General features: G+C 47.9%; 16 protein-coding genes and 1 pseudogene. 16 read left to right on the top strand and 1 reads right to left on the bottom strand.

Translation table 11 applies throughout. The features are described 5' to 3' along the window. The 14 genes and pseudogenes from DO97_RS05955 to DO97_RS05890 form a co-directional block, all read left to right on the top strand. On the top strand, positions 1 to 3,027 hold a 3,027-nt coding region (locus DO97_RS05955; RefSeq protein WP_036531766.1), incomplete at its 5' end, for a PAS domain-containing protein. After that, entirely contained in the window at positions 3,027 to 3,656 is a 630-nt protein-coding gene (locus DO97_RS05950; RefSeq protein ID WP_036531761.1) for a response regulator transcription factor, read from the top strand. The genes DO97_RS05955 and DO97_RS05950, both read left to right, overlap by 1 nt. Positions 3,657 to 3,920: 264 nt before the next feature. Further along, a complete protein-coding gene (locus DO97_RS05945; protein ID WP_036531759.1) occupies positions 3,921 to 4,478 on the top strand; it encodes a DsbA family protein in 558 nt (185 codons plus the stop codon). A 37-nt stretch (positions 4,479 to 4,515) separates the two neighbouring features. Next, positions 4,516 to 5,103: a putative antibiotic biosynthesis monooxygenase gene (locus tag DO97_RS05940; RefSeq protein WP_036531757.1), complete on the top strand. Its 588-nt coding sequence runs from the start codon at positions 4,516 to 4,518 to the stop codon at positions 5,101 to 5,103. Positions 5,104 to 5,135: 32 nt separating this feature from the next. After that, positions 5,136 to 5,774, top strand: a complete 639-nt coding sequence (locus tag DO97_RS05935; protein WP_036531755.1) for an MOSC domain-containing protein — start codon at positions 5,136 to 5,138, stop codon at positions 5,772 to 5,774. A 37-nt stretch (positions 5,775 to 5,811) separates the two neighbouring features. Next, entirely contained in the window at positions 5,812 to 6,681 is an 870-nt protein-coding gene (locus DO97_RS05930; RefSeq protein ID WP_036531754.1) for an alpha/beta fold hydrolase, read from the top strand. Positions 6,682 to 6,748: 67 nt separating this feature from the next. Beyond that, the gene (locus tag DO97_RS05925; RefSeq protein ID WP_036531753.1) at positions 6,749 to 7,450 is read left to right on the top strand and encodes a dienelactone hydrolase family protein; all 702 of its coding nucleotides are present in this window, start codon (positions 6,749 to 6,751) and stop codon (positions 7,448 to 7,450) included. A gap of 112 nt (positions 7,451 to 7,562) precedes the next feature. Continuing rightward, on the top strand, positions 7,563 to 8,558 hold the full coding sequence (locus DO97_RS05920; RefSeq protein ID WP_036531752.1) for an alpha/beta hydrolase: 996 nt from the start codon (positions 7,563 to 7,565) through the stop codon (positions 8,556 to 8,558). 195 nt (positions 8,559 to 8,753) lie between these two features. Continuing rightward, the gene (locus tag DO97_RS05915) at positions 8,754 to 9,503 is read left to right on the top strand and encodes an SDR family oxidoreductase (RefSeq protein WP_036531765.1); all 750 of its coding nucleotides are present in this window, start codon (positions 8,754 to 8,756) and stop codon (positions 9,501 to 9,503) included. 226 nt (positions 9,504 to 9,729) lie between these two features. Beyond that, positions 9,730 to 10,377, top strand: a complete 648-nt coding sequence (locus tag DO97_RS05910; RefSeq protein WP_036531751.1) for a cysteine hydrolase family protein — start codon at positions 9,730 to 9,732, stop codon at positions 10,375 to 10,377. Between the two features lie 87 nt (positions 10,378 to 10,464). Continuing rightward, a complete protein-coding gene (locus tag DO97_RS05905; RefSeq protein WP_052128445.1) occupies positions 10,465 to 10,887 on the top strand; it encodes a nuclear transport factor 2 family protein in 423 nt (140 codons plus the stop codon). Positions 10,888 to 11,003: 116 nt separating this feature from the next. Then, on the top strand, positions 11,004 to 12,392 hold the full coding sequence (locus tag DO97_RS05900) for a mercuric reductase (protein WP_036531750.1): 1,389 nt from the start codon (positions 11,004 to 11,006) through the stop codon (positions 12,390 to 12,392). Positions 12,393 to 12,535: 143 nt separating this feature from the next. Then, positions 12,536 to 13,286: pseudogene (locus DO97_RS30815) on the top strand (SDR family oxidoreductase). A 180-nt stretch (positions 13,287 to 13,466) separates the two neighbouring features. After that, entirely contained in the window at positions 13,467 to 13,856 is a 390-nt protein-coding gene (locus DO97_RS05890) for a DUF302 domain-containing protein (RefSeq protein ID WP_081980642.1), read from the top strand. A gap of 178 nt (positions 13,857 to 14,034) precedes the next feature. On the opposite strand, the gene DO97_RS05885 is transcribed toward DO97_RS05890, so the two are convergent. Next, positions 14,035 to 14,535: a hypothetical protein gene (locus tag DO97_RS05885; protein WP_036531748.1), complete on the bottom strand. Its 501-nt coding sequence runs from the start codon at positions 14,533 to 14,535 to the stop codon at positions 14,035 to 14,037. A 126-nt stretch (positions 14,536 to 14,661) separates the two neighbouring features. Here DO97_RS05885 and ureG point away from each other — a divergent pair, with 126 nt between their 5' ends. Next, positions 14,662 to 15,300: an urease accessory protein UreG gene (gene ureG, locus DO97_RS05880; RefSeq protein WP_052128443.1), complete on the top strand. Its 639-nt coding sequence runs from the start codon at positions 14,662 to 14,664 to the stop codon at positions 15,298 to 15,300. A 138-nt stretch (positions 15,301 to 15,438) separates the two neighbouring features. Further along, on the top strand, positions 15,439 to 15,810 hold a 372-nt coding region (locus tag DO97_RS05875; RefSeq protein WP_036531747.1), incomplete at its 3' end, for an IS5/IS1182 family transposase.

Below are 15,810 nucleotides of genomic sequence, written 5' to 3'. Positions count from 1 at the left end.
GTCAAAACCGATACCCATTCACTCAAAGCCAGGACATTGTTTATGGCATATGAACACGTCCTACACTGGAAAGAACATCTTAAAGAATCACTGGAGCCATTGCTAGAAACCTATCAAATTGGACTAGAAAATGGGGATTTAGAATTCGCAGCGTATTGCGCGCATTGCTATTGTTTTCAACTCTATGTTGTTGGAAAAGAACTCGCAGAGGTTGCATACGCTATGACAACTTACACTGAAGCAATTAGTCGAATCAAACAGAAAACAGCACTGACCTGGAATCAAACGTTTCAGCAGGCAATCGCGAATTTGATAGGAGATTCAGTTAATCCAACCCATTTAATTGGTCGATTTTACAATGAAGCGGACGGATTATCAATACACAAAGTAGCCAATGATGGAACAGCAATCTTTAATGCCTCTTTTAATAAACTTTATCTGTGCTATCTCTTTTCTGAGTACGCTCAGGCTATTGAAAACTCAGATGTAGCAGAACCTTATTTCATCCCAATTATGGGCACACCACTTGGTCCTTTATACTATTTCTATGATGCGTTAGCAAGGTTGGCTATATATCCTGAAAGCAGCACTGAAGTAAAAGCAGAAATCTTTAAAAAAGTTACGGAAAGGCAAGCGGAAATGAAACGCTGGGCATATTATGCACCCATGAATTATTTGCATAAATATCATCTCGTTGAGGCAGAGAAAGCGCGAGTTTTGGGTCAGTTGCTTGAGGCGGAGGAGTTCTACGAACAAGCGATTCAAGGGGCTAGAGAAAACGGATACATCCAAGAAGAAGCATTAGCCTATGAATTAGCTGCCAAGCATTACTTAGCTCGTGGTAGAGAAAAGTTTGCCCAGCTCTATATGAAAGAAACTCATTACTGCTATGAACGATGGGGCGCAAGGGCAAAAGTCAAAGATTTAGAAGCGCGCTATCCCCAGTTCTTTTCTCAGTCGTCGGGTGTGAACGCTTCTTCAATCCATACCACTGCTGGAACCACCTCTAATACCTCGCAGGTAGATTTTGATTTAGCAACCGTGATGAAAGCAGCTCAAGCCATTTCCAGTGAGATTGAACTAAAGCAGTTGCTCAGTTCGTTAATGCAGATCCTCATCGAGAATGCTGGGGCGCAAACCGGATATTTGCTTTTAGAGGATGCAGGCGAATGGAGAATCAATGCTGCTTGTGAACTGGTTAGCGGTGAAAGTGGCTGCACGACTCAAGTACTGCAATCGACTCCAATGACGAATCGCTTACCTGAGTCAATCATTCAATACGTGATCCGAACTCATGAATCGGTCATCCTCAACGATGCCACTCGTGAAGGTCATTTCATCCATGATCCCTATATTCAGAATCATCAAACTCAATCACTTCTCTGTTTGCCGCTGCTGAATCAGAGCAAGCTGGTCGGCGTTTTGTATCTAGAAAATCAATTAGCGGTTGGAGCCTTTACACCCGAAAGATTCTCCGAAGGAGACGCTACGCGCACGCAAGTTCTAAATCTACTCTCCACTCAGGCCGCGATCGCGATCGAAAATGCCAAGCTCTACTCAAAGCTACGCGCTAGCGAAAGCAAGATGACTCAATTTCTAGAAGCCATTCCGGTGGGCATAGGTATTGTCGATGCAGGGGGTCGCCCTTATTACGCCAACCAACGGGGCATTCAACTCATGGGTAAAGGGATTGATCCTGCTATATCGCCGGAACAAATCTCAGAGGTTTATCAGTTTTATGTGATGGGAACGGATCAAATTTATCCGACTGAGAGACTGCCAGTTATCCGGGCATTAAGCGGAGAACGCACCACGATTGACGATATAGATATTCGCCAAGATAATTCAACCATCCCAATTGAGGTATGGGGAACACCCGTGTTTGACGAACAGGGCAATGTAGTTTATGCGATCGTCGCCTTTCAAGATATTACCGAACGCAAACAAGCCGAGAAACTGTTAGCCGATTATAACCGTACCTTAGAGCAACAGGTTGCAGAACGAACAGCAGCATTACAGAAAAGTGAAGCCGAATTGCGTAAGCGAGAACGGGAATTACGGCTGATTACAGATGTTTTACCTGTTGGTATTGCATATGTTGATGCTAACCAGCATTATCGCTTTGTCAATTACACCTATAGGGTTTGGTGTTGCTGTAGCCAGGACGATATTTTGGGCAAGTCTATTCGTGAGTTCATAGGCGATAGGATATATTCAATGGTTGAACCCTATATTAACCAAGTGCTGGCAGGACAAACAACAACCTTTGAAGAAGAAATCCCTTTACCTTCAGGCAACAAATATCTCGATACAACCTTAATTCCCAACGTTGATGTGAATGCTCAAGTGATTGGATTCTATGCTCTCAACTTAGATATCAGCGATCGCAAACGGGCTGAAGCAACCTCAATTTTAGAGGAACGCAACCGCATGGCACGGGAGATTCACGACACACTGGCGCAAGCCTTTACCGGTATTCTGGTTCAGGTCGGTGGGGCAAGTCAGGTGTTAGCCGATGATTTAGAAGCAACCCAGGCCCATCTGGAGATGATTGATGAACTGGCGCGAATAGGACTGGCTGAAGCTCGCCGTTCCGTTGCAGCACTTCGTCCCCATTTTTTGGAGCAGGGCGATTTACCAAGTGCATTACATCAACTTGTGACTCAAATGAGAGCCGCAACGGATACGGCTCTAAGCTACGAAACTAAAGGCACAGCCTACTCTCTGCCCCCTGATGTTGAGAATAACTTACTGCGGATGGGGCAGGAAGCCTTGACCAATGCTATCAGATACGCGGATGCAGACGAAATTCGGGTTGAGTTGGTGTATGAAAACACCCAATGTCTCTTGCGCGTTCAAGATGATGGACGAGGCTTTGGCGTGGGTAGCATCCCTTCTGTGGGTGGATTTGGGTTGCTGGGCATGAGCGAGCGGGCAGACACTATTGGGGCACAACTGACCATTGAGAGCCAACCAGGGGAAGGAACAGAAATTGTTGTCGTTGTCAATCGAAAGAGAGAAGCATGATGAGTCCATTCACTCCGATTCGGGTTCTGATCGCTGATGATCATTCCATTGTCAGACAAGGATTAGCAACGATCATTGACCGCGATCCAGAAATGACGGTGATTGCTCAAGCGGAAGATGGGCAGCAGGCGATCGCACTCTTCCGTGAATATCAACCCGATGTGACGCTAATGGATTTACGAATGCCTCAAGTTGGAGGTGTTGAAGCCATTGCGGCGATTTGTGCTGAATTTAAACAGGCTCAGATCATGGTGCTAACCACCTACGATAGCGATGAAGATATCTATCGTGGTTTGCAGGCTGGTGCTCAAGGCTATCTGCTCAAAGATGCGAAACCGAATGAGCTGCTGAATGCAATTCGGACGATTCACAGCGGTCAAAAGTATGTGCCGCCAGACGTGGGCGCGAAACTGGTGCAGCGAATGAGCAATCCAGAACTGAGTGAACGAGAGCTAGAAGTCCTTCGTTCAATGGCACAAGGGATGAGCAACCAGGAAATTGGCGCTACTTTGAGTATCGGTGAAAGTACCGTCAAATCTCATGTGAATCGAATTTTAAGCAAACTGGGAGTGAACGATCGCACTCAAGCTGTGATTGTTTCCGTTAAACGCGGGATTGTCAGTTTGTAGGCAAGTTGTCCTTTAGTTTGAGTTTGGATGCCAACTTGAGTTGGAGCTAGCCTTCCTTTGTGAGATGGGCTGATTCATTGATCGTTTTAATGAACAAAAGTGTCAACTCAGAGTGGACGACAAGTAAAAGGTAATTACCTATATTGAATTCGAGCAAACACAAATAGCAATTTAGTTGCAGGGTTTGAGTTTGCTTTATCTAGATTGTGGAAAGAAGGTTGCGCGATCGCCTGCGTCAAGCCGTTCTTTCCTAAGAGGTATCGAGTGAGTCAAGACCGAGGTTGTAGTTCATTATCCGTCCCACCTTCAACACAAGATCACATAAAAGGTGTGCTGAATGCCGCCATAGTGCTGGTGATGTATGGAGACTATCAAAGTTCTCAGTGTGCGGACGGTTATCGGCTACTCAGAGCGATTCAGCAACAGCTTAGTGTTTCGTTTGGAGCAAATTATTCCTGTTTGATTTTTCGTCATTTTCCACAGCGCCAGATTCATCCTCAGGCTCAACATGCGGCGGAGGCAGCGGAAGCAGCGGCGGTTCAGGGTCAGTTTTGGCAAATGCACGATCTGCTGTTCATCCGTTCACAAGAATTGGGAAATGGTTATCTGGTGGAGTATGCCAATCATCTCGGGCTCGATATTTCCCAATTTCTGCAAGATCTAGCCAAACAGGTGCATATTGATCGCATCAATCAAGATATTGAAGGCGGCTTACACAGTGGAGTAACAGATGCCCCAACACTATTTATTAATGGCATTCGGTATCGCGATCGCTGGAACATTAACCACTTGATGGCAGCCATTACCGCTGCCAGTAATTAATGTTAGACATACAGCAAAATTACGCAAGGACATATCTATGTTGGAAGAACCGCTTGCCATTGGTGAAGATACAGAAAACCATCAAGTAACAGCCATCATTTCTCATGTTGTCAGACCAGGGCGGGAGCAGGGCTACGAAGAATGGTTTCATGGCATCGCCACAGCTGCCCAAAAATTCACAGGATATTTAGGGGTAAATGCGATTCGACCGCGCGATCATGCACACCCTGAGTATGTCCACATTGTCCGATTTGACCACTACAACACTCTCAAAAAGTGGCTAGAATCTGAGACTCGGCGGGAATGGATTGAGCGATTACAGCCGCTGATTGAAAAGCCTGAAACCGTTCAAACTCTGACCGGACTAGAGACGTGGTTTAGTCTATCTAACAAACCGATGAAGTCTCCCCCGCCTCGTTACAAAATGGCGTTGGTTACCTGGTTGGGAGTGTTTATCACTCTCGCGATTCTCACCCGTCTGCTGGCACCATTACTGTCTGGGTTGCCTGTATTACTCAATCAACTCATCACAACTGGACTCGTAGTGGCATTTCTCACTTATCTAATTATGCCACGCCTGACACAGTTATTTAGGCAGTGGCTATATCCCAAATCATTACTCTAAAAGTCTTCAGTCAAGCAGGAAATTAATCTGAAATGAAACTCATTTCTGTCAACGTCGGACTCCCCCGTGAAGTGAACTGGAACGGAAAAACAGTGAGAACTGGCATTTTCAAAGAGCCAATTAGCGATCGGGTGATGGTGCGATCGCTCAATTTAGACGGTGATGGACAGGCGGATCTAACCGTTCATGGTGGATTGGAAAAAGCAGTCTATGCTTATCCCTTTGAGCATTACGATTACTGGCGGAGTGAATTACCTGACACTGAGTTAACCCTTGGCAACTTTGGTGAAAATTTCACGACCACTGGACTGAAAGAAGCGGAACTAAACATTGGCGATCGCTTTCAGATTGGTACAGTCAAACTGATGGTGACGCAGCCGCGCCTACCCTGCTACAAACTGGGGATTCGGTTTGGGCGACCGGATATGGTGAAACGCTTTCTTGCCAGTCGTCGCACTGGCTTTTATTTCTCTGTTTTACAAGAGGGCGAAGTCGGAACAGGAGACACTCTCGAGTTAGTGAGTCGGGATGAGAACAATATCACGGTTGCCGATATCACTCAACTTTATACCCGTGAGCCGAACAATCCAGAGTTACTGCACCGTGCTGCTCAACTTGCAGCGTTACCCGAAAGCTGGCGCGACTATTTCCAGCAACAGAGCCGTCGTTAGGCAGTGAAACCTTTATAAACTCACAAGGAGTAATCTGATGACCACATTTCGTACCGTTTCTATCGATGGGTTAGATATCTTCTACCGCGAAGCTGGCTCCCGCAGTAATCCCACAATTCTGCTGTTGCACGGCTTTCCGACCTCCTCCCACATGTTCCGCAATTTGATGTCGGCACTTGCCGATCGATTCCATCTGGTTGCCCCCGATTATCCCGGTTACGGCAACAGTTCCATGCCAACGGTGAATGAATTTGACTACACGTTTGATCATCTGGCTGAGATTGTGGAGAAATTTATTACCGCGATCGATCTCAAGAAATATAGCCTCTACGTGATGGATTATGGTGCGCCCATTGGCTACCGGATTGCGGCTAAATACCCAGAGCGAGTAGAAGCTTTGATTGTGCAAAATGGCAATGCTTACGAGGAAGGTCTGCGCGAATTTTGGGAGCCGATCATGGCTTACTGGCAAGATCGTTCTCCTGAGAATGCGGACAAGCTCAGACCCTTTTTCACCCTGGAAACGACAAAGTGGCAATACACTAACGGCGTTCGCAATCTTGAAGCGATCAGTCCGGATACCTGGAATATGGATCAACCCTTCCTCGATCGCCCTGGAAACGATGAGATTCAACTGGCGCTGTTTTATAGCTATGGTACGAATCCACCGTTATACCCACAATGGCAGGAGTATTTCCGCGAATATCAGCCACCTACCCTGATTGTTTGGGGCAAGAATGACTACATCTTCCCTGCTGAAGGCGCTTATCCCTATAAGCGCGACCTGAAAGATATTGAATTCCATTTACTCGATACTGGGCATTTTGCGTTGGAAGAAGAGGGGGATGCGATCGCAAACTACATCGGTCAATTTCTCGCGGCACGGCTGCAACCCATCCCTGTCTGATGAATATTCGGCAACGCTGTTTGATTAGGTCAACGTCTAAACAGCAAATTGTTAAAAAACGGAATTTATGACAACTCAAAATGTAACCATTCCAGCCTCGTCTGGAGGCATGTTTAGCGCCTATCTAGCTGCACCAAGTACTCAGCCTCGTGCAGGTATTGTGCTGATTCAAGAAGTCCTTGGGGTCAATGCCATTATGCGGCAGACTGCCGATAATTACGCGAAAGAAGGCTATCAGGTGCTCGTGCCGGATCTCTATTGGCGACTAGAACCGGGTGTGCAACTCGATCCTGAGGATAAAGACCAGTTTGCTAAAGCCTTTGAGCTAGACCGGGCGTTTGATGTGGATAGCGGTATAGAAGACTTGAAGGCAACCTTGCTTTTTCTGCGGCAGTATCCCAGCAGCACGGGCAAGGTCGGCAGTGTAGGCTTTTGTTCGGGTGGCAAACTAGCCTATTTCATGGCAACGCGCACAGATGCGGATGCCAATGTTAGTTACTACGGTGTTGGCATTGAGAAGTACTTAGCAGAAGCGACAAAGATTCAGAAACCGCTGCTCTTGCATATGGGTGAAGAGGACGAGTATGTGTCGCCCACCGCTCAAGCAACCATTCAACAGGGATTGAAAGACAACCCTCTAGTAACTATCTGTCGCTATGCAGGAGTGAGTCACGGTTTTAGTCGCGTGGGCAGTACTGCTTATCGCCAAGCAGCCGCAGAATTAGCGCACGATCGCACGTTGGCATTTTTAAGACAGCACTTAGGGTAGTCGGTGCTGGTCATTCCACGATCGTTGCATATCAAACAACAGTGTTAAGCCCCTGAGCTTGACACTGTCATTTCAACAGAGTGTTTACCATCATCAACCACAGGAGATTACTATGATTGCTCAAGCACAACCACAGACAGTGAGCGTTTTAGAAGTCGCAGACGATCCGCGTCTTTCCAGAGAAGTGAAGGCATTTTTGAAATTGTTGAATTCAGGTGGTGTCCCGTTAGAGACGTTGCCACCGCTCGAAGCCCGTCAAGTGCTGGTGGATGCTCAGGCTTCAGCTAAAGTCGATCTTTCAGGGATTGAAGAGTCTGAAAAGACGATTAACGCTGATGGGTATTCGATCGTACTCAACATTGTGCGACCGGAAGGTGTGAAAGGTATCTTGCCAGTGTTCATCTTTATTCATGGCGGTGGTTGGGTACTGGGCGATTATCCAACCCATAAGCGCATGGTGCGTGATCTTGTGGTGCTTTCAGGGTTTGCAGGAGTCTTTGTCAACTACACGCGCACACCCGATGCTCAGTATCCCCAAGCCATTAATGAGATTTATGCGGCGACCAAATGGGTTGCCGAGCATGGTGAACAAATTGATGTAGATGGCAAAAATCTGGCAGTGGTGGGTAACAGCGTGGGCGGTAACATGACGGCTGTCACAACGTTGAAGGCAAAAGCGAACGGGGGACCGCACATTAAGTTGCAAATCATGATGTGGCCGATCGTCGATGCGAATTTTGCCACGGAGTCCTATCAACAATTTGGCGAGAAACGGTTTCTCACGACACCGTTGATGCAGTGGATGTATGACATGTACATTGCTGACCCAGAAAAACGCAAAGACATCTACGCATCTCCCCTACAGGCAACGGTTGAGCAACTACAAGGATTACCTCCAGCCTTAATTCAGGTTGCAGAAAGCGATATCCTGCGAGATGAAGGCGAAGCCTATGGACGCAAACTCGATGAAGCCGGAGTAAAAGTAACAACCGTGCGATACAACGGCATGATTCATGACTTTGGGCTATTAAATGGGTTAGCCGAGGTTCCAGCAGTTCGTTCTCTTTTTGTCCAAGCAGCCGCTGAACTGAAGAAATATCTGAAATAGGAAACGATCGTTTCTTCTACTCTCGTCAGAATTAATCCTCGTTCTTGCTAACTTTTAGCGATCGCGCTTTGCGGGCAGCACTTCGTGATCGCTGACCTACCGAGTTTCTATGAGAGTAGTCAATTTATTCCACTCTAGTTATTCCACTCCAGAAAAAGTGAATCAACTGTTCTCTAAATGATGAGAGATTTTGTCATGAAAATTGTTGTTATCGGCGGCAATGGACTCATTGGTAAGAAACTCGTAAACACGCTACGTGAGCGCGGTTATGAGGTGGTGGCAGCCTCTCCTTCATCGGGGGTGAATGCTGTCACGGGTGAGGGATTGGCTGATGTGCTGGTGGGCGCTCAAGTCGTCGTTGATGTGACGAACTTACCATCCTTCGAGGATGCAGCGGTGTTGGAATTTTTCGAGAAGTCATTCCGGAACCTGCTGGCAGCGGAGGCGATCGCGGGTGTGGGTCATCATGTGGCGCTATCGGTCGTTGGAGCCGATCGCATCCCTGACAGCGGCTATATGCGTGCGAAAGCGGCTCAAGAAAAGCTGATCAAGGCTGGAGGAGTACCCTATACAATCCTTCGTGCCACGCAGTTCTTCGAGTTCATGGGGGCGATCGCCCAAGCTGCTACCGATGGACAAACAGTGCGCTTGCCTGCTGCCTTGATCCAGCCCATCGTGTCGGATGACGTAGCTGCCGCGCTAGTCGATATCACCCTGGGAGAACCCGTGAACGGCATCGTTGATCTAGCGTGTCCAGACCGACTTCATTTTGACGAACTCATCCGCCGATTCTTGAGCGCAACCCACGATCCCCGCCAGGTCGTCACAGATATCCACGCCCGCTACTTCGGCGCAGAGCTGGACGATCATACGCTCGTCCCAGGAGACAACTCGCTCATTGGTTCGACCTGTTTCGAGGACTGGCTCAGCCGCTCCATCGCTTAAAGGGAGGTCAGATCATGATTTGGGTGCATTACGCTATCGCTTTTCTTTAATGCCGAAGGCTATACAGCACCCTACAAGAATGCCATCTCTTTATATTGCCTGGTTAATCGGTTGATCATTGTCGATGGACTATACAGTTCGCATTTGAGAATGCGGGTAAAGAGGTTGAGAATATTCAGCGAGATCGCGCCCTTACAAATCAAACTGTAAACACACAAGAAGAGATATGAACATCAACAAAAATGACACCGCGATCGTCGTCATCGATCCGCAAAATGATGTCTTGAGTGAAACCGGGGTTTCCTGGGATTTGGTGGGTGATAGCGTCAAGGAGAACAAGACCGTCGAGAACATTGAGCGCATCTTCAAAGCGGCAAAGCAGAACGGTTTTGAGGTGTTCATCTCTCCCCACTATTACTATCCCACCGACTACAACTGGCAATTTGTCGGAACCCTGGAACAGATGATGCTGGGGGTAAAGGAATTTACTCGCAGTGGCCCCCTCACTCTTGATGGGTTCTTAGGATCGGGTGCGGATTGGCTCGATCGCTACAAGCCTTTTATCGAGGATGGCAAGACGATCGTGGTCAGTCCCCATAAGGTCTATGGACCGCAGAGCAATGACCTCGTTTTACAACTACGTAAGCGCAACCTCAGCAAAGTTATTCTGCTCGGAATGCTGGCAAATCTTTGTGTTGAAGCTCACTTGCGTGACTTGATTGAACAGGGATTTGAGGTGCTTGTCGTCAAAGATGCCACGGCTGCCCCACGCCATCCAGAGTTGGGCGACGGTTACAAGGCAGCACTGATCAATTTTGGGTATGTTGCCAACGCTGTTCTGTCCACAGATGAGGTTGTGGCAGCAATGAAGTAACTACATGAGATTACGAATGGGTGTTCAGACAACTATCTATCGCTAAAAACGAAGAGCAAATAGAACAGGAGAATCACAATCATGAACATGGAGCCACGTTCTCAAACAAAGGTCGTTGCATCAGCAGTTGATCGCGATGCAAAGCTCGACATTGCCCACCGTTTCCATGCGGCACTTGCTGCGCGAGATTGGAGCGCAATCCATGTCCTCCTTGCAGATGATGCACAGTGGACATGGCCAGGCGATAACACAATCTCAGGCACTGCCAGTGGAGCCGATGCCGTCATCGATCGTGCCCGCAAACTTGCAAGCTATGGGCTGAAATTTGAGCTACTGCATATTCTTGTTAGTCGAGACAATATGGCGCTGTCATTGCACAATACGGCACAGCAAGGCGATCGTCTCCTCGACGAGTATGTGGCTATAGTCTGTCGGCTCAAGAATGGCAAGATTACCGAGATTGAGACTTTCCTTTCTGACATTGACGGTATGAATGCCTTCTTCATCTGAGATGAAAGATTCGTTCTAAAGAGCCTGGCGGGGCAATGATGACTACAAATAATGACCCGCCAGAAGTTTGTAAAAAATCAAGCTGAACGTGCCGATATTAGAACAAGGAAATATGAATGAACACGGAATACTACGATGACATTGTGATTGGCGGTGGTAAAGCAGGTAAAACATTGGCACCTGCACTCGTTATGGCTGGACGCAAAACCGCTCTGGTGGAGCGCAGTTCAACGATGATTGGGGGTGGATGTATCAACATCGCCTGCATTCCTACCAAAACAATGGTGGCAAGTGCGGAGGTTGCCCATACAGTCCGGAACAGTGCCGTTTATGGCGTTAAGACTAATGTACCTACCGTTAATTTAGCAGAGGTAATCCAACGAAAGCGATCGGTGGTGCTATCTGCACGTGAAATGAATTTGCACAATTTAGCAGCGGCTTTAGGTAAAAACTTGATCATTGGTACAGCACGATTTGTTGATTCTAAAACGATCGAAGTTGTAACACCTGAAGGTATCACCCGGATACTCAGTGCAGAGCGGTTGTTTATCAACACAGGTACACGACCGTTGATTCCGCCCCTACCCGGACTCAAGGAAACCGGATTTCTAACGAGTGAGTCAATTATGGAGCTAGAACAGCTACCTGAGCATCTGATCATCCTCGGCAGTGGTTACATTGGTTTGGAGTTTGCCCAGATGTTTCGGCGCTTTGGCTCTCGTGTTACCGTGATTGGACAACGCGAACAAATTCTGTCCTCACAAGATCCTGATATCGCGATCGCCGTTCAAACCTTGCTGGAACAAGAGGGGGTTGAATTCCTGCTCAAGGCAACGGTGTTGGGCGCTGAGCGCATTGGCAATGCAACTAAACTTCAGATACGATCTGCAGATCGAGCAATACACCTGCAAGGCTCACATTTGCTGGTCGCTGTGGGTCGTGCGCCAACTACCGATTCTCTGAACTTAGCCGCTGCGGGTGTCGTAAAAGATGCAAGTGGATTCATTCCAGTCAACGATCACCTGGAAACAAACATACCGGGAATTTGGGCGTTAGGCGATATCAATCGGGGACCGCAATATACACACATCTCACTGGATGATTATCGCATTGTCAAATCAAATTTGATTGATGGCGGTAAGCGTAGCAGCCGCGATCGCTTAGTTCCTTCTTGCCTCTTCATTGATCCAGAACTGGCGCAAGTGGGTCTGACCGAAGCCGCAGCGCAGCAACAAGGATATGCGATTCGTGTCGCAAAACTGGAAGCCGCAGCGATTCCCAGAGCGAGAACTTCGGGTCGAACTGAGGGACTGTTGAAGGCGATCGTGGATAGTGAGACAGGACATATTCTTGGGTGTTCCCTCTTGTGTCATGCAGCGGGTGAAATGATTTCAACGGTGCAAATGGTGATGCAAGCTCAGATGTCCTACACGGTTCTGCGCGATGGTGTGTTGACTCACCCAACGATGACTGAAGGGTTAAATCTGTTGTTTTCAAAGCTATGAAGCCGCAAGTGCAAATTTAGCACTTCTCATTTGCATTCTTTACACCTAACACCTCACACCCTACACCCAAGTTAACTGGTCTGTACTGCTCTCAACAGAGAAATAATTCACACAAGCTTAGAATTCTCACGAGGTTTAATCCTATGAACAAACTAAAAGGAAAGGTCGCTCTTGTCACGGGTGGTAACAGTGGTATCGGTCTTGCCACTGCCAAACATTTTGTTGCTGAAGGAGCGTATGTCTTCATCACAGGTCGTCGTCAAGCTGAATTGGATGCTGCGGTGAACGCGATCGGCGAAAACATCAGGGGTGTGCAAAGCGATGTTTCTAATTTGGCAGACCTCGATCGCTTGTTTGCTACGATCGAGCAAGAGCGAGGCCATCTCGATGTAGTGTTTGCCAATGCTGGCGTTGGCGAAATCGACCCCCCTCGGATCAATCACCGAAGAACACTTTGACAAAACGTTCAACATCAACGTCAAAGGTGTGCTGTTCACCGTGCAAAAGGCGTTGCCATTGCTGCCAGACGGTGCTTCCATCATCCTGAATGCCTCAATTACTTCCATCAAAGGCACTCCAGCCTTTAGCGTTTACAGCGCCACTAAAGCCGCCGTGCGATCGTTTGCCCGTAATTGGACACTCGATCTCAAAGGGCGTCAGATCCGGGTGAACGCCATCAGTCCTGGCGTAGTGCCAACTCCTGGTTATGACCACCTGGGACTGAGTGATGAGCAGTTGCAGGCATTTGTGGATAGCCAAGCCAGCACGATTCCGCTGGGAAGAGTCGGCACACCCGATGAAATTGCCAAAGCCGTTGTCTTTCTCGCTTCAGACGACAGCAGCTTTGTGAACGGCATTGAGTTATTTGTTGATGGCGGTATGGCACAGATTTGAAGCATCCTGAAAGCGATCGCTGATGCGGAAATTCAACGGGGAATCATCATGGTGTCACGCTCAGGCAAAAAGGTTGTCACTAGCGGAGCAAGTTTGAGTATGGGTTTAGCCGCTGTATTGATCACGATTGAAACGGTAACGTTCATGCTGCCCGATCCTAAGTAAAGGATGCTGATTACTATGAATGTAAATAATGGCATCATCAGCCAGCTTAGCCCCTATTCAGTCACCGAAACCATCGATCGACTCGCAGCTATCTTGCAGGCAAAAAATATCACCATCTTTGCTCGTATTGATCAACAAGCTGAAGCTGAAAAAGTTGGGCTGAGTCTACGTCCGACGCAGTTATTGCTATTTGGCAATCCGAAAGCCGGAACACCGCTCATGATCGCAGAACCCACGATCGCTCTGGATTTACCTCTGAAGGTGCTGGCATGGGAATCGGCTGATGACAAAGTGTGGCTGAGTTACACCGATCCTGATTATTTACAACAGCGGTTCTCTCTCCCCAATGAATTGCTTAAGAACATCGCCATCATTGCACCTTTAATTGATCAAGCCCTCCTCTAAGAGGATGTTTTAAAAGTCATTCAGGGTGTGTTTCACCACCCTAGCTACTTAGAAGCTAATACGAGAGAATCAGGGTTACAGGGTTTGCGATCGCGCCTCTGAGCTGTATTTGAGGCTAAAGCCTACCCTTTTAAAACGTCCTCTTAATCCACAATCCCTAATAGATTCCAAATGGGTTCTATACGTGGGGAAAATTCTCTGGGCTAAAGTTGACGGCGACAATCAACTTCTGAGCTGTGTCTCGTAGGATCAAGCTCTGGGTAGTGTCAGTCTGCTGATGTTCCCATTGGGGATTATCAAGGGTGATGGTTTGGTAGCGCACCTGGGGCAGTTGTACCCGAATCACCACCTCTGACTGGGACTGGGGGTAAATATATAACTGCTGCTGTACCGTATCCAGGGCTAATTTGCTAGGAGTGGTATTGCGCTCTTGAGTACCCTGCGGTTTACGCCAGTAAAGGGTAATGCCGCGAATTTCCGGTTGGGTCACCAGAAAGGTCTCATCAAATCGCTGGTGTTCCCAGTTCAGCTCTGGGACAGGGATGGTAGCAGATAATAAACGCTGCTGCCAATAAATTTCCTGCCCATTGAGACTTGCCCACCATTTTTGAATGGTTGCTAGATTTTCAGCATTCTCAGGATTGCTGCTGCCCAACTGCCAGGTGGTTTTGAGTTGCATAGTAGTGTTGTCGCCCCAGGATGGGATGCGTTCAGAAGAGGTGGTGCAGAGACATCTACAGCTATGGTATACCGTGAATTACCAAGAAGTCCCCTTGACGAGATTCCTTCCGCAGCAGGTGATGCCATGAGTCGATTACGGGTAGGCATTGCAGGTCCAGTAGGTTCTGGGAAAACCGCCCTGGTTGAAGCCCTTTGTAAAGCCCTCCGAGGGCAGTTTGGGATTGCAGTGGTTACAAATGATATCTACACCCAGGAGGATGCTCAGTTCTTGGTGAGATCGCAGGCACTGGAGGGCGATCGCATTATGGGTGTAGAAACAGGTGGTTGTCCCCACACCGCAATCCGGGAAGATGCGTCGATTAATCTGGCCGCCATTGAAGAACTGGAGCGGCGGTTTACCAATTTAGACCTCCTGTTTGTAGAAAGTGGGGGCGATAATCTGGCCGCCACCTTCAGCCCTGAACTGGTAGATGTAACCATATATGTCATTGATGTGGCTGCGGGGGATAAAATTCCTCGCAAAGGAGGCCCAGGGATTACCAAATCAGATTTGTTGGTGATTAACAAAATTGATCTGGCTCCCCTAGTCGGTGCAGATCTAGAGGGGATGGCACGGGATACATCCCGAATGCGCGGGCAAAAACCCTTTGTGTTCTGCAACTTGAAGCTACAAACTGGGTTGCCCGTGGTGATTGATTTTATTCTCAACTATTTAGAACCGAGCAGAGCGATGACTGGCGGCCAGTCTTTGACCATCGCCTGATAGTTCCCCAGAAATTTCAATCCTACTAATGCCACCCATAATCATTTTTCGGGCACCTCGAAAAATTCAGTCAAAGCTGTCTCACATCAAGGAAACAATGAGATCATTGAGCATTAGACTAGTCATCCATTCACAGCTATGGGACAACAAAGCCTTTGGGATCTAGAGCAGCGTTATGAAATCCTAGCCCAGAAACAAGACATCCTGATTCGTCTAGACAGCATTATCCCTTGGCAAGAGTTTCGCCCCATCCTGGAGCAAATTCACGACAAACCTCGCAAAAGCAACGCCGGACGCAAACCCACCGATGTCTTGCTGCTGTTCAAGATGTTGATATTGCAGCAGTTGTACAACATCAGCGACGAATCCTTAGAGTACCAAATCAACGACCGCCTATCGTTCATGCGCTTTCTCCATCTAGGGATTGAAGAGCGCGTTCCCGATGCCACAACCGTGTGGTTATTTCGTCAGCAATTGACATCGCAGCAGTTAGTCGAACCCTTGTTCGAG

Source organism: Neosynechococcus sphagnicola sy1 (assembly GCF_000775285.1).
Classification (GTDB): Bacteria; Cyanobacteriota; Cyanobacteriia; order Neosynechococcales; family Neosynechococcaceae; genus Neosynechococcus; species Neosynechococcus sphagnicola.
The sequence above is the reverse complement of the archived record's forward strand: the minus strand, read 5'-3'. Positions and strand labels throughout refer to the sequence as shown.